The sequence below is a fragment of the Streptomyces sp. NBC_00483 genome, assembly GCF_036013745.1.
Lineage (GTDB): Bacteria > Actinomycetota > Actinomycetes > Streptomycetales > Streptomycetaceae > Streptomyces.
On the sequence record NZ_CP107880.1, the window covers coordinates 3,261,412 to 3,285,265 of the forward strand.

The 23,854-nt window shown below is 71.9% G+C and carries 20 protein-coding genes; 11 read left to right on the forward strand and 9 right to left on the reverse strand.

Annotation, left to right across the window (positions count from 1 at the left end; genetic code table 11):
• Window positions 1-11: 11 nt before the first annotated feature.
• The 5 genes from OHA73_RS14410 to OHA73_RS14430 are packed head-to-tail and all read right to left on the reverse strand — an operon-like array spanning window position 12 to window position 5,311.
• Window positions 12-860 carry a GAF and ANTAR domain-containing protein gene (locus OHA73_RS14410; RefSeq protein WP_327655225.1) on the reverse strand — a complete coding sequence of 283 codons (849 nt, stop codon included), beginning with the start codon at window positions 858-860 and terminating at the stop codon, window positions 12-14.
• Between the two features lie 27 nt (window positions 861-887).
• Complete coding sequence (locus OHA73_RS14415; RefSeq protein WP_327655226.1) at window positions 888-2,759, reverse strand: CheR family methyltransferase; 1,872 nt, start codon at window positions 2,757-2,759, stop codon at window positions 888-890.
• A gap of 12 nt (window positions 2,760-2,771) precedes the next feature.
• The gene (locus OHA73_RS14420) at window positions 2,772-3,380 is read right to left on the reverse strand and encodes a chemotaxis protein CheB (RefSeq protein WP_266720356.1); all 609 of its coding nucleotides are present in this window, start codon (window positions 3,378-3,380) and stop codon (window positions 2,772-2,774) included.
• 60 nt (window positions 3,381-3,440) lie between these two features.
• Window positions 3,441-4,787: a DUF2252 domain-containing protein gene (locus OHA73_RS14425; RefSeq protein WP_327655227.1), complete on the reverse strand. Its 1,347-nt coding sequence runs from the start codon at window positions 4,785-4,787 to the stop codon at window positions 3,441-3,443.
• Window positions 4,788-4,804: 17 nt separating this feature from the next.
• Complete coding sequence (locus OHA73_RS14430) at window positions 4,805-5,311, reverse strand: hypothetical protein (protein WP_266720352.1); 507 nt, start codon at window positions 5,309-5,311, stop codon at window positions 4,805-4,807.
• A gap of 116 nt (window positions 5,312-5,427) precedes the next feature.
• On the opposite strand from OHA73_RS14430, the gene OHA73_RS14435 reads away from it, so the two are divergent.
• A complete protein-coding gene (locus tag OHA73_RS14435) occupies window positions 5,428-6,642 on the forward strand; it encodes a winged helix DNA-binding domain-containing protein (RefSeq protein WP_443063070.1) in 1,215 nt (404 codons plus the stop codon).
• Between the two features lie 79 nt (window positions 6,643-6,721).
• Here OHA73_RS14435 and OHA73_RS14440 read toward each other — a convergent pair whose 3' ends face one another.
• Window positions 6,722-7,003: a hypothetical protein gene (locus OHA73_RS14440; RefSeq protein ID WP_443063071.1), complete on the reverse strand. Its 282-nt coding sequence runs from the start codon at window positions 7,001-7,003 to the stop codon at window positions 6,722-6,724.
• 137 nt (window positions 7,004-7,140) lie between these two features.
• Between OHA73_RS14440 and OHA73_RS14445 the strand changes: the two genes are divergently transcribed.
• The 4 genes from OHA73_RS14445 (at window position 7,141) to OHA73_RS14460 (ending at window position 10,930) form a co-directional block, all read left to right on the forward strand.
• Window positions 7,141-7,503: an arsenate reductase family protein gene (locus OHA73_RS14445; protein ID WP_267070682.1), complete on the forward strand. Its 363-nt coding sequence runs from the start codon at window positions 7,141-7,143 to the stop codon at window positions 7,501-7,503.
• Between the two features lie 162 nt (window positions 7,504-7,665).
• Entirely contained in the window at window positions 7,666-8,697 is a 1,032-nt protein-coding gene (gene glnII / locus OHA73_RS14450) for a glutamine synthetase (protein ID WP_266720344.1), read from the forward strand.
• 129 nt (window positions 8,698-8,826) lie between these two features.
• Window positions 8,827-9,330, forward strand: a complete 504-nt coding sequence (locus tag OHA73_RS45760; protein WP_443063072.1) for a winged helix-turn-helix domain-containing protein — start codon at window positions 8,827-8,829, stop codon at window positions 9,328-9,330.
• A gap of 55 nt (window positions 9,331-9,385) precedes the next feature.
• On the forward strand, window positions 9,386-10,930 hold the full coding sequence (locus OHA73_RS14460; protein ID WP_327655230.1) for a DUF1996 domain-containing protein: 1,545 nt from the start codon (window positions 9,386-9,388) through the stop codon (window positions 10,928-10,930).
• 61 nt (window positions 10,931-10,991) lie between these two features.
• Here OHA73_RS14460 and OHA73_RS14465 read toward each other — a convergent pair whose 3' ends face one another.
• On the reverse strand, window positions 10,992-11,426 hold the full coding sequence (locus tag OHA73_RS14465; RefSeq protein ID WP_327655231.1) for a hypothetical protein: 435 nt from the start codon (window positions 11,424-11,426) through the stop codon (window positions 10,992-10,994).
• A gap of 72 nt (window positions 11,427-11,498) precedes the next feature.
• On the opposite strand from OHA73_RS14465, the gene OHA73_RS14470 reads away from it, so the two are divergent.
• From OHA73_RS14470 to OHA73_RS14495, 6 genes are all read left to right on the forward strand, one after another.
• Window positions 11,499-14,627, forward strand: a complete 3,129-nt coding sequence (locus tag OHA73_RS14470; protein ID WP_327655232.1) for an alpha-N-acetylglucosaminidase — start codon at window positions 11,499-11,501, stop codon at window positions 14,625-14,627.
• Between the two features lie 54 nt (window positions 14,628-14,681).
• Window positions 14,682-15,188: a tetratricopeptide repeat protein gene (locus tag OHA73_RS14475; RefSeq protein ID WP_327655233.1), complete on the forward strand. Its 507-nt coding sequence runs from the start codon at window positions 14,682-14,684 to the stop codon at window positions 15,186-15,188.
• Window positions 15,189-15,256: 68 nt separating this feature from the next.
• Entirely contained in the window at window positions 15,257-17,176 is a 1,920-nt protein-coding gene (locus OHA73_RS14480; RefSeq protein ID WP_327655234.1) for a hypothetical protein, read from the forward strand.
• Between the two features lie 110 nt (window positions 17,177-17,286).
• Window positions 17,287-18,180: a metal-dependent hydrolase gene (locus OHA73_RS14485; RefSeq protein ID WP_327655235.1), complete on the forward strand. Its 894-nt coding sequence runs from the start codon at window positions 17,287-17,289 to the stop codon at window positions 18,178-18,180.
• Window positions 18,177-19,256 (forward strand): PDR/VanB family oxidoreductase, encoded by a 1,080-nt coding sequence (locus OHA73_RS14490; RefSeq protein ID WP_327655236.1) that lies wholly within the window; start codon window positions 18,177-18,179, stop codon window positions 19,254-19,256. The genes OHA73_RS14485 and OHA73_RS14490 overlap by 4 nt, the downstream gene beginning before the upstream one ends.
• A gap of 68 nt (window positions 19,257-19,324) precedes the next feature.
• Window positions 19,325-20,068, forward strand: a complete 744-nt coding sequence (locus tag OHA73_RS14495; RefSeq protein ID WP_266720328.1) for a TetR/AcrR family transcriptional regulator — start codon at window positions 19,325-19,327, stop codon at window positions 20,066-20,068.
• 1,312 nt (window positions 20,069-21,380) lie between these two features.
• On the opposite strand, the gene OHA73_RS14500 is transcribed toward OHA73_RS14495, so the two are convergent.
• Window positions 21,381-21,728 (reverse strand): 5-carboxymethyl-2-hydroxymuconate Delta-isomerase, encoded by a 348-nt coding sequence (locus tag OHA73_RS14500; RefSeq protein WP_266720326.1) that lies wholly within the window; start codon window positions 21,726-21,728, stop codon window positions 21,381-21,383.
• A 400-nt stretch (window positions 21,729-22,128) separates the two neighbouring features.
• A complete protein-coding gene (locus OHA73_RS14505) occupies window positions 22,129-23,745 on the reverse strand; it encodes a fused response regulator/phosphatase (protein ID WP_327655237.1) in 1,617 nt (538 codons plus the stop codon).
• Between the last annotated feature and the right edge of the window lie 109 nt (window positions 23,746-23,854).

Consider the following 23,854-nt stretch of genomic DNA (forward strand, 5'->3'; position numbering starts at 1 on the left):
GTGGAGACCTCTCAGCCGAGTTGGAGTCGTCCCTGGACGATATCCTGAGCGACGTCGCCGATGGGACGACTGTCCCCGAAGGCGCGTGCTTTGACCAGTTCCAGCGCGTCCGGTATGCGACAGCCGAGCTGGACGGCCACCATGCCCGCGGCCTGGTGGACCTCGGCGCGGTAGTCGATTCCTCCGAACAGGCCGGGTACCGCATCCGCGCCCAGGAAAACGTTGCGGGTCAGAGAATCTGCGACCTGTGTGATGGTCGCGGTGGACGTGGCGTCCGCGCGCACACCGAAGGCGGCCAGAGCGCCGATGCAGCTGTCGGCGGACCGCAGGGGAACGGCGAGGACATGGCCGATTCCGAGCCCCTCGGCCGCGGGACCGTACCCTGGCCAGCGGTCCGTCAGCACGTCCCCCGAGGCGACGACCGCGCAGCGGCCTTGCACCGCATCACGCGCCGGCCCCTCGCCGAGGATGTACTCCAGGTCCTGCGCGGCGCGCGAGGGGCCGTCCGACGAGGCGGTCGCGATCTGGTTCCGCTCGAGGTCGACGAGGGTGATCGCGGCACTCTCGGTCCCGCAGGCCTCCGCGACCCCCGTCATGAACAGCGGGGGCCGCCCTCCCGTGGCCGCCCAGCTGGCGGCGCGTCGGGCATGGGATTCCAGGAGCTCCGCGGCCACCTCGTGCCGCCTCGCGCTCGTCCGGTGGATGTGCGCCAGGCGGGCATGGAGGTCGCCGCCGCTCTCCTCGGCCAAGTTCGCATACCTGCGGGCAAGGCTCAGCTCGCGGTCGGCGCGTTCACGAGCGCGGGCCGCTCGCTGCCAAACGGCTGCCGCCTGTTCCGCCGAGCTCCCCCCGAGGGTCATGCCCTCAGCGTACGCCCAGGGAACGGATCAGGAGGCTCCGTTGCTCCGGCCGTCCTCCTCCATCAGCAGCACGACGCCGCCGTGGTGCCCGCCGAACGGGCTGCAGTTCACGGTGCAGTTGATGCTGCGGCCGAGTCGGTTCACGGCGGCGATCATCACCGGCTCGCCGCGGCTGCTGGTCCTGATGCACTCCTCCACGGCCTCCCGCAGCGGCCGGGTGGGCAGCCCGAAGTCGAGGTCGAAGAAGGGCTCGTCGACCGCCTCGTCCTGGCGCAGCCCCCACAGGTCGCTCGCGCCCCGGTTCCAGCTCTTGACCCTGAGGCTCTTGTCGAGGACGACGATGGCGGCCGCGATGGAGGTGAGGACCCCTTCCAGGAAGGCGCGGGTCTCGTCGAGCTCGTCGCTGCGGATCCGCATTTCCTCGTTCATCGTCTCCAGTTCCTCGTTGCCGGACTGGAGTTCCTCGTTCGTGGTCTCCAATTCCTCGTTCGTGGACTGGAGTTCCTCGTTGGTCGTCTCCAGCTCCTCGATGGAGGACTGAAGTTCCTCGTTGGTGGTCTCCAATTCCTCGTTCGTGGACTGGAGTTCCTCGTAGGCCGTCTCCAGGTCCTCGCGTACGCGCTTGACCTCGGCCTTGAGCTGGGTGGCCACGGTCACGTCGGTGAACGAGATGTGGGTGGCCGCCGGTACTCCCCCGACGCCGATCAGCGGCTGGACGACGATGTCGAAGTACTGGACGTCCTCGCCGACCCGGCGCTGCGCCCCGTTGACCCGCAGTGTGCGGCGCTCGTGCGTGGCCTGGTCGATCAGTGAACGCAGCTCGACGGGCCGGTAGGAGATCTCGAGGTCCCGGAAGGGGCGGCCGATGTCGTTCGTGGTGAGGGCGAACTGCACGCGCGCGTGGTTGTTGATGAGGACGACGATGCCCTCGGGGTCCACGGCGAGGGCGGCGCCGGGCGAGGCGTCGAGGACCAGGTCGCGCAGCTGGCGGTTGCGGGCCAGGCTCTGCGTCTCCCCGGGCTGGCTGCCGCGCAGCTTCACCGGGGCCGGCTGGTAGGTCGTCGTCGCTCCGCCCGGGCGGCGGCGGAAGATGCGCTGGCGCATGCTGATGACGTCGAACCGGTCCGCGTCGTTGAGCAGCATCTCGGCCTTGCCGAGGAAGAGGAAGCCGCCCTCGCGCAGCGCGAAGTGGAACCGGTCGACGATCTGCGTCTGCGCCTCGACGTTGAAATACATCAGGGCGTTGCGGCAGACCAGCAGGTCGAGGCGGGAGATGGGGGCGTCGCGGGTGATGTCGTGGCGGCCGAAGATGACACGGCGGCGCAGATCGGAGCGGAAGCTGAACTGCGAGCCGTTCTGCTCGAAGTACCTCTCGCGCAGTTCGGCGCTGAGCGACTCCAGGGACTTGGCCGGGTAGAGGCCCGAGCGGGCGTCGCGCAGCGCCTCGTCGTCGACGTCCGTACCGTAGATCTTGACGCGGTTGAGGGCGTCCTCAAGGCCGAGCGCCTCCGCGAACATGATCGCGAGGGAGTACGCCTCCTCGCCGCTGGAGCAGCCCGCGCTCCACACCCGGATCTCCTCCTCCGGGCCGAGCTGGGCCAGGAGCTCGGGGACCACCTCGTGCTGCAGATACGTCCAGGCGTCCGCGTCCCGGAAGATGGACGTGACGTTGATCAGGATGGTGTTGAAGAGGGCGCTGAACTCGTCGGCGTTCGTCTCCAACTGGTCGCGGTAGTCGGCGTACGAGTCGATGCCCACGTCGCTCATCCGCTTGCGGATGCGGCGCCCCAGGGAAGTGCGCTTGTATCCGGTGAAGTCGAAGCCGCGGGCGTCCCGCAGGAACCGGAGCAGTTCCTCCAGTTCCTCGTCGGTCTCCGCGTCGCGCGGCGCCTCGCTCATGGTCCGTCCTACCTACTGCCTCTTGATGTCGACGAGTCCGCGGATCGCCGCGGAGATTTCCTCCAGAGGTAGCACGAAGTCCGCCGCCCCCGTACCCACCGCCGCCTCCGGCATGCCCCTGAACTCCGCGGTCTCCGGGTCCTGCGCGATCACGGTACCGCCCCGCGCCTTCACGGCGTCCACGCCCTTGGCGCCGTCGTTGCCCGTGCCGCTCAGGACGACGGCGACGGCACGGGCCCCGTAGGCGTCGGCGACGGATTCGAAGAGCGGGTCGGCGGACGGCCGCAGGAAGTGCACCCGGTCCCCCAGGGAGAGGCCGAGGGTGCCGTCCCGGTCCACGAGGAGGTGCCGGTTGGGCGGCGCGATGTGGACGGTGCCGGGCCGAGCCTGCTCGCCCTCTTCCGCGAGTTTGACGTGCAGGCCGGTGCGGCGGTCGAGGATCTCCGCGAGCACGGTGCGGTGGTGCGGGTCCATGTGCTGGACGACGAGGACGGGCACGGGCAGGTCGGCCCCGAGCCCGCCGAGAACGGTGACAAGGGCATGGATGCCACCCGCGGACGCGGCAACTGCGACGATGTTGAAGCTGTCGTGGGTACGGTCGGCACTGATCGGTGACGGCACAGTATTGACCCTAAACTCCCGACGGGCCTGCGGCTACGGATACGGGGGGGCGGGCGGCCGTCAGGCGCCGGGCGCCGCCGTCAGCACCCCCGCCGAAATCGCGGACCGCAGCACCGCGTGGTCCCGGTCGGTCTGCTCGGCGTAATGCATCGCGAACGCGGCGACCGCACGGTCGAAGACGTCCTTGCCGCCGAGGTAGGACGCGAGGGCGACGCGGTCTCCGGAGCGGGCGTGCGCCCGGGCGAGGGCGGCGCCGCACAGCCGGGCGTAGGCGAGGAGTTCGTCGGGCGGCATGACGTTGACGTCGGCGGAGCCCTTCATGTCGCGCAGTTGACGCCAGTAGAAGGAGCGGCCCTGCGGTCCCGTCATCCAGCCGAGGAAGATGTCGCCCGCCGCCTGGAGGAGGCGCTGTCCCGACACGACGCGGTGGCCTGGATGGATGTACGGGCCGTGGTTCGGGATGTGGTCCTCGACGACGGACCGGGTGGCCTCCTTGATCTGGAGGAACAGCGGGTCGTCCGCGTCGCGTCCGGCGAGCAGCACGATGAAGCAGCGGGTGCCGACGCTGCCGACGCCGACGACCTTGCGGGCCGCGTCGACGAAGCGGTAGCGGTCGAGCAGCCGGCGGCGTTCCTCGGCGAGCGTGGAGCGGTAGTCGCCGAACATCTTGCGGACGGCCGCGGCGTCGGAGACCCCGGCCGGCTCGAGGAGCGGCGGGTCGTACGCGATGCGGCGGCGGCCTTCGGGGGTGGTCTCGGTGAGCTTGCCGAGGGCGTGCAGGCTGGTACGGCGGGTGGCCTGGGCGAGGGTGTGCTCGGCGCGGCGGCGGTGGCGTCCGGAGCGGATGAGCGGGAGCAGCGCGTGGGCGTCGATGCGCTCGTACCAGACGGCGAGCTCACCGAGCGGGGCCAAGCGGCGCATATTGGTGCGGTACGCGGTGACGGAGCCGAGGGCGGCGAGGTGGGCGTGCTTGTCGGAGTGGCCGTTGTCGCGGGCGGCGACGGCTATGGAGGCGGCGAGGCGTTTGACGTCCCATTCGAAGGGGCCCGGGTACGTCTCGTCGAAGTCGTTGAGGTCGAAGAGCAGGGCGCGGTCCGGCGCGGCGAACAGGCCGAAGTTCAACAGGTGGGCGTCGCCGCAGAGTTGGACGGTGAGGCCCGTGTGGGGTGTCGCCGCAAGGTCGTCGGTCATCACGGCGGCGGCGCCGCGCAGGAAGGCGAACGGGCTCGCCGCCATCCGCCCGTAGCGGATGGGCAGCAGGTCGCGGAGCCGGTCGGCGCCCTGCCGTTCCAGGGTGACGACGGGGTCGGGGCGGTCGGCGGACGGGATCCACGGGCCGTGCGAGGAGCGGGGGCTGTGCTTGCGGGCCCGTCTGCCCTGGTCGGCGCGTTCGGCGGGGCTGCTCATGGCGGGCGCCCCTTCGGTCAATGACGCAGGGCGCGGGAGACCTCGGCGGTGATGTCACCGTCGAGGGAGTGGGTGCTGCGGGCGGTCGCGTCCTTGGAGTCGCCGCCCTGCACATCGTTCACGTTGAGCACGACGGTGTCCACCAGCTTGTCGTCGCCGTTCCTGAAGCCGACCTGGACGACGTACGACTTGGTGTCCGACGCGCCGTTGCTGACGGTGACCGGGACCGTGGTGCGGTCGCCGTCGGATTTCACGTCGCCGAGCTTCACGTCGCCCTTGGCGTCGACGCCGTCCTTGAAGTCGTTGAACTTCTGCTGCGCCTCCGCGGTCGCCGACGCCACCACGTCCGCACCCCTGGACGCGGCCGAGGAGGCGGCGGAGGCGGCCTTCGACGCGGCGCTGGAAGGGCCATCGCCGTCGTCGGAGCAGCCGGCCGCGGCCACGGTCAGGGCCGCCACGCACAGGGCCGCGCCCACGGCCCGTACGCCTCGTGAGCCTCGTGCGCCTCGTCGTACGTCCGCCATCGCCGACTCCTCCGCTCGACCACCACTGCAGGTTGCCTCAGTCAACGTTGGGGCAGGGTCGGGGCGCATGCCAAGGGGGGCAAACAGGTGACCTTCGCGGCACCGCGGCAGGCAGGATGTGCCGCATGAACACGAAGAGCACAGGGACCGTGCGGCACATCGGTGACGACGAGCGGCGCGTGCGGCTCGCCCGCGCGCACCGCCTCGCCCCCTCGGCGCGTGCGGACCGCGCCGAGGACATCGCGCGCTCGCTCGTGGCGCTGCACGGCACGGATCCGGCGACCGTGTATCTGGCGGTGGGGGCGCGGCTCGCGGAGCCTTCCGGGACGGTCGCCGACGTCGAGCGGGCGCTGTACGAGGACCGCAGCCTGGTGCGGATGCACGGGATGCGGCACACGGTGTTCACGTTCCCGGCGGAGCTGGCGGCGACGGTGCACGCGTCGACCGGGCTCGCGGTGGCGGCGAAGGCGCGGGCCGGACTGCTCAAGGACATCGCGGGCGGCAGCGACGGGCGCCTCACGCCCGAGTGGCTGGCGGAGGTGGAGGCGTCGGCGCTGGCCGCGCTCGAGCGGCGCGGGGAGGCCACGGTGACCGAACTCGCGGGGGACGAGCCGCGGTTGAGGGAGCAGTTCACGTACGGCAGGGGCAAGAGCTACGAGGCCGAGCAGACCGTGTCGTCGCGGCTCATGCGGGTGCTCGGGGTGGAGGGGCGGGTCGTACGGGGCCGGCCGCTCGGCTCGTGGACCTCGACGCAGTTCCGGTGGGCGGTCGCGCCGCCGCACCCGGAGCTGCCGGTCGCCGAGGCGCAGGCGGAGCTGCTCCGGCTGTGGCTGGGGGTGTGCGGGCCCGCCACGGAAGGGGACCTCAAGTGGTGGACGGGGTGGAAGGTCACCGATGTACGCAAGGCGCTGGCCGCGGTGGGGGCGGTGACGGTGTCACTGGACGGCGGTGGCACGGGGTACGTGCTGGCGGATCAAGTGGACGCGCCGGAGGGTGACTTGGAGCCGTGGGCGGCGCTGCTGCCGGGTCTCGACCCTACGTCGATGGGGTGGCAGGAGCGCGACTGGTACTGCCCGCCGGAGCTGCGCCCCGCGCTCTTCGACGGCAGCGGGAACATCGGGCCCACGGTGTGGTGGGGCGGGCGGATCGTGGGTGGGTGGGGGCAGGGTGCGGGTGGCGAGGTGGTGTGGCGGTTGTTGGACGCGTCGGGTGGGCGGGTCGCTGAACGGGCGGTTGCCGCGGAGGCGGAGCGCCTCGCGGCGTGGCTGGGTGGGACCCGGGTCACGCCGCGGTTTCGTACGCCGTTGGAGAAGGAGTTGGCGTCGATGTGAGCGCAGGCGGCGACGAGGCCGAGGTCGCGGGGCTCTGCCCCGGACCCCGCGCCTCAATCGCCGGCGGGGCTTGATTGAGTTACCGGCTGTAACGCATCAGCGCCCGCACCATGTGGCACGTCGTGTCCGATGGCGGGTGGATGCCGACGCGTTCGGCCGTGGCGCGGATCCTGCGGTTGTGGGCCTGGTTGGGGAGGTAGACGCCGGAGTCGAGCAGGGCTATCGCCAGGCGCATGGCCTTCAGGCGGCGGTTGTGGGTGATGTACCAGTCGCGGGGGCGCCCCGCGGGGAGCGGCCTCTTCGCGAGTGGTGTGTACGGCAGATCGAACAGCAGCGGAGCGGCGGCAGCGGGCACAGGCATCCTCCTGTCGCGAACGTCCGAGAGCCCCCGTAGCCCTCGAACACTGCTTCTATTCTACCGCCGACCACTGACAAAAGCCGCTGGCCAGAGCCCAGTTGAGGGGCGCCGCACGGCTTCACTCGCGTACCGTTGACCCCATGGAGATCTGGATCAACCCGGCCTGCTCGAAGTGCCGCAGCGCGCTCACCCTGCTCGACGCGGAGGGCGCCGACTACACGGTGCGCCGCTACCTGGAGGACGTGCCGACGCCCGACGAGATCCGCGCCGTGCTCGGCCGGCTCGGCCTCGAGCCGTGGGACATCACCCGCACCCAGGAGGCCGACGCGAAGGAGCTCGGCCTGAAGGGCTGGGCGCGCGACGCGGACAGCCGTGAGCAGTGGATCGAGGCGCTCGCCGCCCACCCGAAGCTGATCCAGCGCCCGATCATCACGGCCGAGGACGGCACGGCGGTCGTGGGCCGCAGCGAGGAGTCGGTGCGCGAGGCGATGACGCGGCGCTAGCCTCACCCACCGCACGCGGCACATCGCATACAGGACCACGGGCCACTTCCCGCCCCGCACCACTCAGGTAACACGGGGTTCACAAACGAGCAACGGCCGAGAAACCCCCTGGTGACAGAGTTCCCGGCAGTTCGAGACCCGCGTGAATGAGGAAGTGGCCCCGTGACCTTCAAGGCTGAGTACATCTGGATCGACGGCACCCAGCCGACGGCCAAGCTCCGTTCGAAGACCAAGATAATCGGGGGTCAGCCGCAGGGCCTGGACACGCTTCCGGTGTGGGGCTTCGACGGCTCCTCCACCAACCAGGCCGAGGGCCACGCCTCCGACCTCGTGCTCCGCCCCGTCGCCCAGTACCCGGACCCGATCCGTGGTGGCGACGACATCCTCGTCATGTGCGAGGTCCTGAACATCGACATGACGCCGCACTACTCCAACACGCGTGCCGCACTCGCCGAGGTCGAGGAGAAGTTCGGCTCGCAGGAGCCGATCTTCGGCATCGAGCAGGAGTACACCTTCTTCGAGGGCGACCGCCCGCTCGGCTTCCCGGTCGGCGGCTTCCCCGCCGCGCAGGGCGGCTACTACTGCGGCGTCGGCGCGGACGAGATCTTCGGCCGTGACATCGTCGAGAAGCACCTCGAGCACTGCCTGGACGCCGGTCTCGCCATCTCCGGCATCAACGCCGAGGTCATGCCCGGCCAGTGGGAGTTCCAGGTCGGCCCCGTGGGTCCGCTCCAGGTCTCCGACGAGCTGTGGATCGCCCGCTGGCTGCTCTACCGCACCGCCGAGGACTTCAACGTCTCCGCGACCCTCGACCCCAAGCCGGTCAAGGGCGACTGGAACGGCGCGGGTGCGCACACCAACTTCTCCACGAAGGCGATGCGCGAGGGCTACGACGCGATCATCACCGCGTGCGAATCGCTCGGCGAGGGCTCCAAGCCGCTCGACCACGTGAAGAACTACGGCGCCGGCATCGACGACCGCCTCACCGGTCTGCACGAGACCGCCCCGTGGGACGAGTACAAGTACGGCGTCTCCGACCGCGGCGCCTCGGTCCGCATCCCCTGGCAGGTCGAGCGGGACCGCAAGGGCTACATCGAGGACCGCCGCCCGAACGCCAACGTCGACCCGTACGTCGTGACGCGGCTGCTCGTCGACACCTGCTGCACCGCCCTCGACAAGGCCGGCCAGGTCTGACGGCGCCGGCCGGGTCCGAATCCGGCCATCCGCTTCGGGAGGGTGTCCACATTGTGTGGGCGCCCTCTCGTTCGCGTGACGCATCTGTTTCAATGAGGGCATGGCCAGTCTTTACCGGAACAGCAGCTCGTGGGGTCGTCGGCACGACCTCGAGCCGTTCTGGCCGTCCCGCCAGCACCACGACTTCGACCGTGTGTGTCGCCGCGTGAGGAACGCGCGGGCCCTCTAAAGCCGTTGCCCCGGCCGCCCCGGCCTTCGGCCCGCGCGCATGACGTACGTCCCGCTCCCCGACGTCCTCTCGCGCGAAAAGAGTTGACCATGGCTTCTGCCCTGCTGACCGACCCGCTCATCTCCGTCGACACCGCCTGCCGCACGGTGCACGTCGCGGGCCGCCAACTCGACCTCACCTACCTGGAGTTCGAGCTGCTCGCCCATCTCGTCGGGCACCCGCACCGCGTGCACACCCGCGACACCCTCGTCCACACCGTGTGGGGATACGGGCATGTGGGCGACGGCCGCACCGTCGACGTCCACGTCGCCCGGCTGCGCCGGAAGCTGGGCGCCGAGCACCGGGACACCATCCGTACGGTGCGCCGCGTCGGCTACAAGTACACGCCACCCACCGGCAGTTGAGGTGAATTCCGGGGGCCGATTGAACAGGGTCGGCCCCCGTTGCGTACGTAGTCCCATGGGACGCACCTCACGGAAACGGCGCTCAACGCTGGCGACGCGCATGACCATCGCGTCGGCCGCACTGCTCCTGGGCGGAGGTGGGCTGGTCGCGGTCAACGTGTACGCGTCGGCCCACGAGAACTCGGCCGACGGGCAGGACGCGGGCAGCGGGACGCAACAGACACAGCAGACGCAACAAGTGGCCACCATCGACTGTCCGGACGTCGGCGCACAGCTGTCCGACGTACCGGGCGGCGCCCGCGACAAGGTCGACGGTGAACTCGCCACCCTGGACACCCAGATCACGCAGGCCTACAAGCGGCTCTCCACGACGCGGGACGCGGCCGCGCGGGACCCGCGGTTCGTACAGAACAGCATCATGGAACCGCTGAAGAAGAACCGGGGCGCCATCCTCGAGCGCATCCGCCTGGAGATGGAGCGCCGCGGCGGACAGGCCCCCGACGGCATGAACGACATGGCCGAGTGCACGGCCCAGCCCCAGGAGGGCGAACAGCAGCCCCCGGACGGGCAGGACGACGGCTCGGACCAGGGCGGCGGTGACCAGGCCGGAGGCGACCAAGGCGGCGGCGACCAGGCCGGAGGCGACCAGGGAGGCGACGACCAACAGCAGGGCAACGGCGGACAGGCCGGCAACGGCCCCTTGGCCGCCGACTTCGCCGACATCACCAAAGTCCAGCCCAACGTCCAGAAGCCCCAGAACGGCGACAACGCCTCGACCGGTACCTTCACGACCCGCTGCGGCGTGAACGACAACAAGAAGTTCAACACCGACAACATCATCGTGGCGCCCGGCGTGACCAACGGCGCGCACCACCTGCACGACTACGTGGGCAATCAGGACAACGACGCCTTCTCCAGCAACGACGACCTGGCGAACGCCGACACCACCTGCCAGAACCAGGGCGACAAGTCGACGTACTACTGGCCGGTGCTGCGCCTTCAGGACGGCACGGAGGACTTCGACGCCGACAAGGACGGCGGCGGCAAGGAAGGCAACGTCGGCAAGGTCCTCCAGGCCCAGAAGGCGAGCATCAAGTTCGCCGGGAGCCCGCAGAGCGACGTCGTCGCGATGCCGAAGTTCCTGCGCATCATCACCGGTGACGCCAAGGCGTTCACCAACGGAACGGCGAACGCGAACGCGCACTGGAGCTGCACCGGCTTCGAGGACCGCCAGCTGACGGACAAGTACCCGCTGTGCCCCGACGGCTCGAAGGTGGTGCGCAGCTTCGCGTTCCAGAGCTGCTGGGACGGGCAGAACATCGACAGTGCCAACCATCGCACTCACGTGGCATTCGCCGACCAGGCCGGCAACTGCCCGCAGAATTTCAAGGCCATCCCGCAGCTGAAGATGCGCCTGGTGTACGACGTGCAGACGCCGACCATCGAGAACGGGCAGGTGAAGAACCCGTTCGCCGTGGACGGCTTCCCCGAGCAGCTGCACAAGCCGATCACGGATCATGACGACTTCATCAACGTCTTCGACGACGCGACCATGCAGAAGGTCGTGGACTGCATCAACAAGGGCGATCGCTGCACCTGAGCGATCGCCCCACCCCGGCCGCTGCGCGGCCGGTTCAGCGGCGACCCTCGTACCCGGAGAGCTACCCCGCCTTGTGACCCCCACCACCACTACTCCCCGTGTGGTGCGAGGCGGGCTTCTCCAGGGTCCCGCCGAGCCGGCCGCGCAGCTTCGTGAGCTGTGCGGCGCCGCCGACCGCGATCCACTTGGGTCCGACGAGGTAGACGCCGCCGTAGTCGTTGGCCTGGTCGAACCACTGGGCCTGGCCCTTGTCGGTGGTGAAGGTGGCGAGGATGTAACGGCCGTCTCCCGCACCGCAGTTGGCCTGCCGGATGTCGGCCGCGTCGGTCTGGATGTCGGGGCGGCAGCCCGCCTCCTTCGCCAGGTGTTCCAGGCTTCCGGAGGCCGTACGGGGGATCTTCGGCGTGTCGCCCTTCGGGGCCCCGTCGGAGCCGCCCGCGCCGCATCCGGTCGCGGCCGCGAGCAGTACGGCCGCCGCCACCAGCATCTTCCTCATTGCGTTCTCCTGTCCCGTACGTTCCGTTGCTACCGTGCGCCGCACCAACCGCGACGCAAGGGGGGTACACGTATGTCCGCACCATCGCGACGCACTGTTCTCGGCACGACGGCCGCCATCGGCCTCGGCACGGCCCTGGGGGCCGGTGCCCCGGCCGCCCAGGCGGCTCCGCGGCCGACTGCCGCGGGGAAGGTGCCCGTTCTTGATACGGCTGAGGCGCGCGCGACACTCAACCGTCAACTGCCGCACCATGCGGACCAGTTCCGTCTCAGACTGATGGCCGCGAGCGGCACGGAGGACCGTTTCCGGGTGACCGGGACGCAGGGCCGCATCACGGTGTACGCGACGACCCCGGCGACGCTGCTCGCCGGGGTCCACTGTTTTCTGAAGTACGAGTGCGGGGCGCACATCGCCTGGAACGGCTCCCAGCTCGACCTGCCGGACCGCCTCCCGGCCCCCTCGAAAACGCTGGAGCGCAGCACCCCGCTCCCCCACCGCTTCGCGCTCAACGACACCAACGACGGCTATACGGCGCCCTTCGCCGACTGGTCGTACTGGGAGCGCGAGATCGACATCCTCGCGCTGCACGGCTGCAACGAGGTGCTGGTCATCGCGGGCATGGAGGCCGTCTACCACCGCGTCCTGAAGGACTTCGGCTACAGCGACGAGGAGGCGCGGTCCTGGCTGCCCGCCCCGTCCCACCAGCCGTGGTGGCTGCTGCAGAACCTCTCCTCGTACGGTGGTCCGCTCTCGCCCGAACTCATCGAGCGGCGCGCCGAGTTGGGGCGAAGAATCGTCGACCGGCTGCGCGCGCTCGGCATGAGACCGGTGATGCCCGGCTACTACGGGCACGTGCCGAAGGAGTTCGTGGCGCGGAACGGCGGGGACGCGCACGTCGTGCCTCAAGGGGTGTGGCACGGCTTCGAGCGCCCCGACTGGCTCGACCCGCGCACCGCGTCCTTCGCCCAGGTGGCGGAGTCGTTCTACGGGCACCAGAAGGACCTGTTCGGTGAGATCGGCGCCTTCAAGATGGACCTGCTGCACGAGGGCGGCACGGCCGGTGACGTGCCGGTCCCGGACGCGGCGCGCGGTGTCGAGGCGGCGCTCCAGAAGTACCGGCCGGGGGCGACGTGGGTGATCCTCGGGTGGGAGGCGAACCCGCTGCCCGAGCTGATCGACGCGATCGACAAGAAGAAGATGCTGATCGTGGACGGGGTGTCCGACCGGTTCACCTCCGTCACGGACCGCGAGAAGGACTGGGGCGGCACCCCGTACACGTTCGGCACGATCCCCAACTTCGGTGGCCGTACGACGATCGGGGCCCGCGCGCACATCTGGGAGCAGAAGTTCTTCGCGTGGCGCGACAAGGCGAACAGCGCGCTGGCCGGTACGGCGTACATGCCGGAGGGCACCGACCGGGACCCGGCGGCGTTCGAGCTGTGGTCCGAACTCGCCTGGATGGACGGGAAGTTGGACCGGGCGGACTGGTTCGCCTCGTACGCCGACTTCCGCTACGGGCGCCGCGACAAGGGCGCCCGCGCCGCCTGGCAGGCGCTCCACGACACGGCGTACCAGCACAAGGCGGTCGAGCGCTCGGACCCGCACGAATCGCTCTTCGCGGCCCGTCCCGACCTCGCGGCCGACCGCGCCTCCTACTTCGCGCCACGCGCCCTCACCTACGACCCGGGCCGTTTCGACGCGGCGCTCGCCGGACTCCTCGGCGTCGGCGGGAAGTTGCGGGGCAGCGCGGCCTACAAGTACGACCTGGTGGACGTGACGCGGCAGGCCCTCGCGCACCGCAGCCGCCAGCTCCTGCCCCAGTTGAAGGCGGCGTACGCGGACAAGGACCGGGCCACTTTCAAGGCGCTGTCGACGCTGTGGCTGAAGCTGATGCGGCTCTCGGACGACGTGACGGGCACCAACTCGGCGTTCCTGCTCGGCCCTTGGGTCCAGGACGCCCGGAACCTCGCCACGAACGACGCCGAACGCGCCGAGTTCGAGCGCTGCGCGAAGGCGCTGATCACGGTGTGGGGCGACCGGGCCACGTCCGATCCGGGCAACCTCCACGAGTACGCCAACCGCGACTGGCAGGGCCTGATCGCCGACTTCTATCTGCCGCGCTGGCAGAAGTGGCTCGACGAGCTGTCCGACGCGCTGGCCGCGGGCCGGGAGCCCGCGAAGGTCGACTGGTTCGCGTTCGAGGAACCGTGGACGCGCGAGCGCAAGGACTATCCGCTGCGGGCCTACGGAGATCCGTACCGGACGGCGTCGCAGGTCCGCGACGTCCTCGCGCGCGCCCCGTACCAGGGCTCCGTGACGGTCGCCGCCGAACCGTCCGCCTTCCCGCCGGGCGGGCACGCGCGCGTGGTGGCCACGTTCCATAACGTCAACGGGCTGCGCGCGACGGGCCGCGTCGACTTCGAGCTCAAGGGCATCGACGCCGAGCCCACGGGCTCCACATCCCTGCCGGGCGTGGCACCGGCCGGAGAGGGCACGGTGACCTGGCAGGCGAGCGCGCCCGGCACCCCGCTCGACAAACCGCTGCGCCCGCTCCCGTACACGATCGACGTCCAATACGGTCCGGCCGGCGAGAAGCAGGTCACCCACGTCCACAAGGGCACGCTGTTCGAGGCCGGGCCGCCGGCCGACATCTGGCGGACGTACAGCAACAACGCGGCGGTCTTCGGGCAGCTCGACGAGCGGTTCGCGATCGACGGCGGCGGCGCCGACCTGTGGAAGGGCACCGCGGAGTTCGGCGCGCTGTACCGCGCGAACGCGTTCAGGGACGGTTCGGCGGCCGTGGTGCGGGTGGACACGCAAGAGGTGACGGGTCCGTGGGCGCGCGCCGGGATCATGGTGAGCAACTCGATCGGCGGCTCGGGGGCCTTGGGCTTCGCGAACCTGTCGGTCACGCCCGCCAACGGCGTCGTCCTCTCCTACGACAGCAACGGGGACGGCACCCTCGACACGTACAAGCGGCTCACCGGGATCAAGGCGCCGGTGCTGCTGCGGCTGTCCCGGGCGGGCGACTCGTACACCGGGGAGTGCTCGACGGACGACGGCGCCACGTGGCGGACGGTCGCGACCGTGCCGGCGCCGAAACCCGCGGCCACGCAGGACGTGGGCATGTTCATGAGCGCGACGAACGGCGGGAACGGGACGCGGGGCACGGTGGAGTTCAGCGGGTGGAAGCTGAGCTGATCCGATCCACGTAACTCCGGTGACACCGGGGCGCCGCTGTGTGAGAGTGCCCCGGTGAGCACCGAGAGCAGTGACTGGGAAGAGCGCATCGCGGCCGCGTGGGCGACGATCGACACCTACGACGAGGCCGGCGCGGGTGAGTTCCGCGCGCTCATCGACGGGCTCGCCGCGGAGTTGCCGGCCGACAGCTCCGTCGCCCCGTTCGAGCGGGCCTCCGCCTTCGACTCGACCGGCCACTCCGACAAGGCGGTCCCGCTGTACCAGGAGGCGCTGCGCCTCGGCCTGAACGGCTACCGGGGGCGCCGGGCCAGGATTCAACTGGCCAGCTCACTGCGGAACATGGGGCGCCCGGAAGAGGGCGTCGCGCTGCTCGAACCGGAATTGACCGCTCCTGGCGACGAGTTGGACGACGCGGTGCGGGCGTGCCTGGCACTGTGCCTGTCGAGTCTCGGCCGCGACAGGGAGGGGCTCGCCCTGGTGCTCGGCGCGCTGGCGCCCCATCTGCCCCGATACCAGCGGTCGATGGCGAACTACGCGAAGGCGCTGGTCGTGTCCGAATAGGCCTGTGCGGGGAGTGACGGCTGTGACCATCCCACGATTCGCTCGTTCAGCTGAACGTGCAGTCAAAGGTGCAGCAGCAATCAACGCCCCCGTCCGCAGCGCCGGCCGCCGTCATCGACGTCGAGCAGGCCGAGGCCGCCCTGGTCGAGCACTACCCACGACTGGTACGGCTCGCCTACCTCGTGCTGCCGCCGGGCCTCGGCCGCAACCGCCGCGTGCTGACCGCCCACTCGGTAGTCCAGCGGGCCCTCCCCCGCGGCCGCACCGCGGACGCGCCCGCGCCGATTCCCGCCCAGCGCGACTCCGCGGGCCGCACCGGCGACCCCGGCTTCGCCTACGTACGCCTGAAGGTGCTGCGCAGCGCCCTGGAGGCGGGCCTTCCGCTGCGGCGCACGGCCTGGCCCAAGCGGGCGCAACTGCCGCCGCTGCTGCCGCAGGTGTGGGGTCTCAGGCTGTTCCCGAAGTCGGGCGGCGCCGATGAACTCGCCCTGGATCAGCAGCTTTCCGCGCTGAGCGGCCCCGCCCGCGCGGCCTACGTGCTGCGCGGCCTGGAGCGTCTCGACGACGCCGCCGTCCGCGCGGTCCTCACCGAGGCGGGGTGCACGCAGGAGGACGCGGCCGCGGCCCTCGCCGAGGCGCGTGGCCTCGCGGCCGACGCCGGGTCCTGCACGGAGCTCCTGGAGTCCCCCGAGTTCGACCCGTGCTCCCTGCACGCGCGGCCCACCGATCTGATGCGGCGCCGCCAGCACCTGAAGGCGGCGATCGCGGCGGTCGCGGCGACCCTCGTGTGCGGGGCGCTGCTCGGGCTGCCGGGCGAGGGCTGGGCCCCGGACGGCGCGGCGGCCCCGCCGTACGCGAAGAACCCTGCGGGTCAGGCGGCCCTGAACCCGGCGAAGCTGCACAAGGTCGCGCCGGACACGTGGAAGACGTCGGCCCGCACGGACTTCTCGGTGTGGCCCGCGCGCGGCTCGCTCACCGGGGACAAGGAGCTGCTGCGCAGGGCGCTCGCCGTGTGGGCGCGGCCTGGCGGCTCCGTGAAGGTCTCGGCGACACCGGGCACCCCGGCGGGCGCACCGCCAGGACCACCGCAGCTGCTGTACGCGGGCGAGCTCGACCAGGCCCGCGTCGTGCTGCTCTACGACGGGTTGCGCATCGTGCGCTACGCCGAGCCGAAGAACGGCACGAGCGGTGCCGCGCTCGACTTCGCGCGGGTCGACGGGGCGGCGGACGCCCAGTCGAGCGCCGTGGTGATGGACCGGGCCGACGGCAACGTCCGCTATCTGACCGCCCCTTGGGTGGCCGGGGCCGCCACCCGCGACCTCCTGAAGCCGTCCGCGGGGGCGCGGGCCCTGTCGCGTACGAAGGACGGCGTGACGGCGCCGTTCCCGAGCCCGGCGCTCGCGACGTCCTGCACGTCGTGGAACGCGCTCGCGCTGACCGACTCGACCGGCACCCGGCTCACCACCGACCTCGGCGAGCTCGTGCCCGCGCACCTCACGTCCGGCAGCCCCGCCGAGCCCCGCGAGGCGCGGCCCGCGGACTGGGCGACGACCGCGTGCTCGCTCGCGGCGGCGCGCTCGCACGGGGTGCGCTCGGTCAACTCCTGGGCGTACGCGCGCCAGGCCCTGCCGGAGTCGAACGGGACGGCGGAGTGGTGGTGCACGCGGGCCGACACGTGGCGGGGCGGCGGGCCGCGCACCCTCGCGCTGTTCCGGGCGCCGGGGGCGGACGCGGCTGTCGTCGCGGCGAAGTCGCAGTCGTCGCCCGCGTGCGGCTCGCGTGATCCGCAGGTGCTTGCGGGTGTGCGGTGGAAGTCGCGGGAGGGGGCGTGGTACCTGGTTGCCGCGGGCAGTGCGGGGGTGAACTCGGTGTCCGCGTCCGGGCGGTCGGCCTCCGGGCGGATGCTGGCGGTGCGGGTTGCGCGGGGCGCGGATGTGTCGTTGTCGGGGCGGACGGCTCGGGGGGCCAAGGTTCAGCCCTTGAGGTAGCTCACGTCGTGGGGCTCTGCCCCGGAGGCATCGTCGCTTGCTGACGATCACGTAAAGAAAGTCGCGCACGAGGGGTGTCCACTCGCCCTACCCGTCAGTACATTGACGCCATGTCTAATACGCGCGTCCCGTTGAAGGCACGCCAGGTGTCGTTCGCCTGGGACAGGACCCCGTTGCACTGGTTGCCGGACGACCCGTTCAGCACGCACACCATCAACGTCCTGCACCTCCTGCTGCCGGCAGGCGAACGCTGGTTCGTGCACGTCTACAAGCAGGTGCTGCCGTACATCACGGACGAGCGGCTGCGTGAGGACGTCATCGGGTTCATCGGCCAGGAGGCCATGCACTCGCAGGCGCACGACGAGGTGCTGCCGCATCTGCGGGAGCAGGGGCTCGACCCGACGCCGTACACCGCCCAAGTCGACTGGTTCTTCGAGAAGTTGCTGGGCGACCGGACGCTGCCGCCTGGCAAGGCGCGGCAGTGGTGGCTGATGGAGCGGGTCGCGCTGATCGCGGCGATCGAGCACTACACGGCGTTCCTCGGCAACTGGGTACTGAACGCCGAGGAGCTGGACCGGCGCGGCGCCGACCCCACGATGCTGGACCTGCTGCGCTGGCACGGCGCGGAGGAGGTCGAGCACCGGGCGGTGGCCTTCGAGCTGTTCGAGCACCTCGACGGCAGCTACCGGCGCCGGGTGCGCACCTGGGCTACCGCCTTCACCGCGCTCGTCTTCCTGTGGCAGCGCGGCGCGCGGTTCTTCATGGAGAACGACCCGACGCTGCTCGACGGCAAGGCCACCTGGAAGGACTTCTACCGCAGCGGCAAGCGGGGGGTGCTGCCGACGCCCGGGGCCATGGCGCGGTCCATCCCCCGCTATCTGAGCCGGAGTTACCACCCCGACCAGGAGGGTGACACCGCTCAGGCCGTCGCCTACCTCGCCTCGTCGCCCGCCGCGACCGCGGCCGAGACCCGGGAGGCCGCACGGCAGGGAGCCGCCCGATGAACGGCCGTACGCTGCGCAAGGCCGTGGTCGTCGCCGGGGCCGCGTACGTCGTGCGCCGGGCCATGCGGCGGCGTGTGCAGCGCTCGCCCCTGTGGCCGCTGCCCGCGCTGGAGGAGCCGACGTCGGGACGGCCGCGGGCCCGCGCGCTGAACCTGCTCGTCACGCGACACGAAGAGATCGCCGAGGGCGTCGTACAACTCCGCCTGGAAGGACGGGACTTGCCCTCCTGGAAGCCGGGCGCACACCTCGACCTCGTGCTCCCCTCCGGGCTCGTACGGCAGTACTCGCTGTGCGGCGACCCCGAGGACACGTCGTCGTACACCGTCGCCACGCGGATCGTCCCGGCGGACGAGGGCGGGCGCGGCGGGTCGAGCGAGGTGCACGAGCAGGTGCGCGACGGCATGGAGGTCGAGGTGCGCGGGCCGCGCAACCGCTTCCCGCTCGACGCGGAGGCGCCCGCGTACGTGTTCGTCGCGGGCGGCATCGGCATCACCCCGATCCTGCCGATGCTGCGGGAGGCCGCGGCGCGGGGTGCCGACTGGAGGCTGCTGTACGGGGGCAGGTCGCGGGCCTCGATGCCGTTCGTGGAGGACGTGGAGAAGCTGGGCGGCGAGGTCGCGGGCCGGGTCACGGTCGTGGCGGAGGACGAGGACGGGCGGCCCGACCTCGCCGCCGCGCTCGCGGACACCGCGCCCGGCACGGCCGTGTACTGCTGCGGACCCGAGGGCCTGATGGCGGCGGTGGAAGCCGCCCTCCCCGAGCACTGCACGCTGCACAGCGAACGGTTCACGCCACGCAATTCGGCCGAGGGCAACGGCCCGTTCGAGGTCGAGCTGCGGCGCAGCGGCAAAGTGGTGGACGTCTCCGCCGACACGACGGTGCTCGCGGCGGTCCGCTCGGCGGTGCCCGCGATCGCGTACTCCTGCGAGCAGGGCTTCTGCGGAACGTGCCAACAGCGCTTCCTGGAAGGGGAGATCGAGCATCGCGACGAGTTGCTCACGGATGCCGAGCGCGCCGACTCGATGCTGATCTGCGTTTCGCGGGCCCGTGGCGAGCGTCTGGTTCTCGACCTCTAGTGCGGGAGGGCGGGGGCGGTGACCGGGGGGCGGTTGGCAGGCCGGAATCGCTCGGTAGAGTGTTCGGCATGACTACCGGGGTGCGGCGCAGGATGGGAGTCGAGGAGCGGCGGCAACAGTTGATCGGGGTCGCACTCGAACTGTTCAGCAACCGCTCCCCCGACGAGGTCTCCATCGACGAGATAGCGGCCGCCGCGGGCATCTCGCGGCCGCTGGTCTACCACTACTTCCCGGGCAAACTCAGCCTGTACGAGGCCGCGTTGAGGCGGGCGGCGCAGGATCTGGCCGAGCGGTTCGAGGAGCCGCAGGAGGGGCCGCTCGGGGCGCGGCTGCTGCGCGTGATGGGGCGCTACTTCGACTTCGTGGACGAGCACGGGCCGGGGTTCTCCGCGCTGATGCGGGGTGGTCCTGCCGTCCCCGCGGGCGGAGCCTGCTCAATGAGCACCGCGTCGGCGACGAACGCGCTGATCGACTCCGTCCGGCAGGCGGCGTACGTCCAGATCCTCGCGCATCTGCGGGTGGCGGCGCCCTCCGCGCGCCTCGAACTCGTCGTCCGCTCCTGGATCTCGCTCGCCGAGTCGACGGCGCTGATCTGGTTGGACGGGCGCCGTATCCCCCGGGCGGAGCTTCAGCTCCAGCTCGTCCACGACTTCGCGGCGCTGGCCGCGGTGAGCGCGGCGTACGACGAGGAGATGGCGGGCCTCCTCCGCCACATCCTCGCGGACGAGCCGGTGGACGGTCCCTTCGCGGCCCTCATCACCCGCCTCGCGGCACTGGCGCCGTCCCCCGGGGTCCCCGCGGCGGCGGGCTGAGCCCGGACCTCATCGCGGCGCGGTACCGGGGTCTGACCGTGCCGTGGTCGACGTCGTCCCCACCATTACGCGGCACCGGGGTCTCACCGTGCCGTGGTCGGCGCCTCCTGTCCTGGTTGCGCGGCACCGGGTCTTGGGGCATTGCCGGGGTGGGCGCCCCTGCGCTCGGCGCGCGGCACCGGTCCTTGTCCGGCTGCGCCGGGGTGGGCGCCCTGCGCTCGGCGCACGGCATCGGCCCCTGTCCGGCTGCGCCGGTGCGGTCATTTCCCACCCGCCCGCCCCCTCCGGGGGCTTCGGCCCGTCCCGGGTCCGGGTCGCTCTGCCGGGGCGGGGCCCGTCGTAAGGGGTACGCGGCACCGGGGTGCCGCCTTGCCCACCCTGCCGCCCCAGGCGGCAGATTGCCCAAGGCGGGGCGGCGTCGGCCGCGACGGGTGGGGAGCTGTGCCTGCGGCGGATTGCCCAGGGCGGGACGGCCTCGACCGCAGCGGGTGCGGAGCCGTGCCTGCGGCGGATTACCCAAGGCGGTGACGGCCGACCGCAACGGGCGGGGGACCGTGCCGGGCGGCAGATTGCCCAAGGCGGGTGCGGTCGACCGTCACGGGTGGGGAGTCAGGGTTGGCGTTACCCCAAGTCGGCGGGCGTCGACCGTAATCGGTGGGGAGCCGTGCTTGCGGCGGATTACCCAAGGCGGTGACGGCCGACCGCAACAGGTGGGGCCGTGCCGGGCGGCAGATTACCCATGGCGCGTGCGGTCGACCGCAGTGGGGGGAGCCGTGGCGGGCGTTACCCAAGGCGGGGCGGCGTCGACCGCAACGGGTGGGGAGTCGCGGCTCGCGGAGGTTGCCCAAGGCGGGGGCGGCGTCGGCCACGGCAGGACGGGGAGCCGTGGCCGGCGCCGGATCGCCCAAGGCGTGGTGCGGCACCCCGTCGGTCCGACGCCCCCGGAGGGGGCGGGTGGGTGGGAGATGGGCGGGGGGCCGGGCGATTGCCCGCGGGCGGGACAATGCGAGCCCCGCGGCGGGTGGGTATTTCCAGCCCCGCTCTTGGACGGGAGCCCGCGGGGTCCGGCCAGGACCCCGGGCCCGTAACGCCGGTTCGGCGCATTCAGCCCCGCCGGCGCTTGAGGCGCGGGGGCCGGGGCGGAGCCCCGAGTCCGTAACGCCGGTTCGGCACAATCAGCCCCGCCGGCGCTCAAGGCCCGGGGGCCGGCCAGGACCCCGGGCCGTAACGCCGGTTCCGCACAATCAGCCCCGCCGGCGCTTGAGGCGCGGGGTCCGGGGCAGAGCCCCGTGGCGTAGGGGGACCTGCCGCGTCAGTCGGCGACGGCCGAGCGGTACGTCGGGTCCAAGTCCCGCACCTCGGCAGAGAGATGCACGCCCGCCGGCTCCTTGACGTGCGCCGGAAGCGCCGCCAGAACCGCCTCGGCGAGCGCCGTCTTCGCCTCCTCCGTACGCCCCGCCAACAGCGCGATCTCCACGTGCACGAGGGAGGCGGGACCGTCCCCGACCACCGTGGTCCCGACCTCGCGGAACCGCGTCTTGCACGCGGGGATGCGCGCAGCCACGATGTCGACGGCCGCCTGGTGCACGGCCGCGGCGAGCCCGGCCCGGTCGAGGCGGTCGTCGAGGTCCGCGGAGTGGTCGACGGTGATCTGCGGCATGGGGCCCTCCGAGGTGTCGTGGTGCGTGCGCACACGCGTGTCGGCGCCAACCTTCACCCGGAAGCGCCCGACCGCACAATCACGTCCCGCCCAGCGGACGCACCGCCGGACACCGCGGACCGCACCGCCGAACACCACGAAGCACGCCGCACCACCGAACACCCCGACACCCGGACACCGCGGACCGCACCGCACCGCCGGACACCACGGAGCACGCCGCACCGCCGGTCGCCCCGGAGCGCACCGCACCACCCGACATCCGCCACCCGCTCACCGCGAAGCACGCCACACCGCCGAACACCCGGCACCCGGCACCCGGCACCCGGCACCCGCCCCACCCGTCACCGCGAAGCGCGCCGCACCGCCCAACACCCGGCCACCCCGCCACCCCGCCACCCGCTCACCCCGAAACCCGCCGCACCGCCAACAGCGCGATGTCGTCCGCCCTGTCACGCTCGAACTGCGCGAGAAGCGCATCGCACAGGTCATCGGGCGCGGCAGGCGCACCCGTGGCGGCGCGGCGCAGTTCCTCCAGGGACACGGACAGATCGATGCCGCGGGTCTCGATGAGGCCGTCGGTGACCATGAGGAGGCGGGCACCGGGGGCGAGGTCGAGCACGGTGGGTTCGGGATGCGGCAGGCCGATCCCGAGCAACGGCCCCGCCGCGTCCGCGTACCGGGCCGCGCCGCCGACCGGCACGATCAGCGGCGGGATGTGCCCCGCGTTGGCCACCCTCGTACGGCCCGTCGCGGGGTCGACGAGGGCGAGGCACAGCGTGGCGGTGAGCTGCGGGTGGTAGTGCTGGAGCAACCGGTCGAGGCGGGTCGCCAAGCGGTCGGGGTGCGGGTCCTCCAGGCAGTAGGCGCGCAGCGCGTGCCGGAGCTCGACCATCACCGTGGCCGCGTCGAGCGAGTGCCCCACGACGTCGCCGACGCCGACGAGCACGCCCTCGGGGGTGGGCAGCGCCGCGTAGAAGTCGCCGCCCATCTCGGCCTCCTGGGAGGCGGGCTCGTAGCGGAAGCCGACCTCCAGGCCGGCGAAGGCGGGCAACACGGCGGGCAGGAAGTTGTGTTGCAGCGTGTGGGCGACATGCCGCTCCTGCTCGTACATGACGAGGGGTTCCGCGGCGAGCGCGATGGCGCGGGCGAGCTGGGCGACGAGCGGCCCCGTCCTGCCGTCCGGGTCGGTGAAGTCGGGCGTGGCCAGACACACGGGGAGCCGGCCGTCGCGGGTGCGGGAGAGGGTGAGCCGGGCGCCGCCGGGCCCGAAGTACGCCTGCGGCCACGCGGCCCCGGGCCGCAACGTGGTGCGCACGCCGCCGGGCCTGCAGCTGATCCGCCGCACCAGCTCGACGGCCCGCTCGCGCGCCGCGGCGTCGGGCCCTGCGGGCGCCGCCGCGCTCCGGCACAGGCCCGTGTGCACCGCGCCGCGGTCCCCGAGGACGAACACGGCGGCGTCGCCCCCGGTGAGCCGGGCCGTCGCGGCGGCCGCCGTCCGGGCGAGTTCGGCGAGGTCGCGGGCTCCCTGCACGTCGCGGACGACCCGGGAGAGCAGCGTGAGATGGTCGAACTGGGCCTGGGTGTCGGTGAGTTCGCGGGCCCCGCGGATCGCGGCACGCACCACGGCGCGGATCTCCTCCGGTTCGGCGGGCACCGTCAGATACGCCTCGCCGCCCGCGTCGAGCGCCCGGCAGCGGTCCGCGGGCGCGGAGGGGCGGGCGGAGAAGTGCACGACGGGGATCCCGGCGAGCGAGGGCAGCGCCTTGACCCTGCGGCACAGCTCGAACCCGCTGAGGTCGGGAAGGCCCACGTCCACGAGCGCCACATCGGGCAACTCCCCCGCGCGCAGCCGCACGTCGAGCTCGACGAGGGCCTCGCCAGCGGAGCCGACCGGGACGACGACATGACCCGCCCGGCTCAGGACGGCGCCCAGCGCATACCGACTGGCGGCACTGTCGTCGACCACCAGGACGGTGCATCCGACGTCGGCCCCAGGTCTCTGAACCTTGTCGTTCACGAGCAGGCCCCTCGGGGGAAACGGAGCGGCGCGGGCCCCCTAGGGCCCTTCCGACGGATCTTGCCGGAGTCGCGGGGTCCGGCACGCACCGGGCCCCGCTCGCCGACAC

What these genes read in the sequence shown, in the direction of transcription:
- OHA73_RS14435 (WP_443063070.1), top strand. Translation starts at nt 5,428, where the DNA reads ATGTGCCGCATGAACACGAAGAGCACAGGGACCGTGCGGCACATCGGT.
- OHA73_RS14495 (WP_266720328.1), top strand. Translation starts at nt 19,325, where the DNA reads ATGACTACCGGGGTGCGGCGCAGGATGGGAGTCGAGGAGCGGCGGCAA.
- OHA73_RS14470 (WP_327655232.1), top strand. Translation starts at nt 11,499, where the DNA reads ATGTCCGCACCATCGCGACGCACTGTTCTCGGCACGACGGCCGCCATC.
- OHA73_RS14490 (WP_327655236.1), top strand. Translation starts at nt 18,177, where the DNA reads ATGAACGGCCGTACGCTGCGCAAGGCCGTGGTCGTCGCCGGGGCCGCG.
- OHA73_RS14465 (WP_327655231.1), bottom strand. Translation starts at nt 11,426, where the DNA reads ATGAGGAAGATGCTGGTGGCGGCGGCCGTACTGCTCGCGGCCGCGACC.
- OHA73_RS14440 (WP_443063071.1), bottom strand. Translation starts at nt 7,003, where the DNA reads ATGCCTGTGCCCGCTGCCGCCGCTCCGCTGCTGTTCGATCTGCCGTAC.
- OHA73_RS14425 (WP_327655227.1), bottom strand. Translation starts at nt 4,787, where the DNA reads ATGAGCAGCCCCGCCGAACGCGCCGACCAGGGCAGACGGGCCCGCAAG.
- OHA73_RS14485 (WP_327655235.1), top strand. Translation starts at nt 17,287, where the DNA reads ATGTCTAATACGCGCGTCCCGTTGAAGGCACGCCAGGTGTCGTTCGCC.
- OHA73_RS14430 (WP_266720352.1), bottom strand. Translation starts at nt 5,311, where the DNA reads ATGGCGGACGTACGACGAGGCGCACGAGGCTCACGAGGCGTACGGGCC.
- OHA73_RS14445 (WP_267070682.1), top strand. Translation starts at nt 7,141, where the DNA reads ATGGAGATCTGGATCAACCCGGCCTGCTCGAAGTGCCGCAGCGCGCTC.
- OHA73_RS14410 (WP_327655225.1), bottom strand. Translation starts at nt 860, where the DNA reads ATGACCCTCGGGGGGAGCTCGGCGGAACAGGCGGCAGCCGTTTGGCAG.
- OHA73_RS14415 (WP_327655226.1), bottom strand. Translation starts at nt 2,759, where the DNA reads ATGAGCGAGGCGCCGCGCGACGCGGAGACCGACGAGGAACTGGAGGAA.
- OHA73_RS14460 (WP_327655230.1), top strand. Translation starts at nt 9,386, where the DNA reads ATGGGACGCACCTCACGGAAACGGCGCTCAACGCTGGCGACGCGCATG.
- OHA73_RS14500 (WP_266720326.1), bottom strand. Translation starts at nt 21,728, where the DNA reads ATGCCGCAGATCACCGTCGACCACTCCGCGGACCTCGACGACCGCCTC.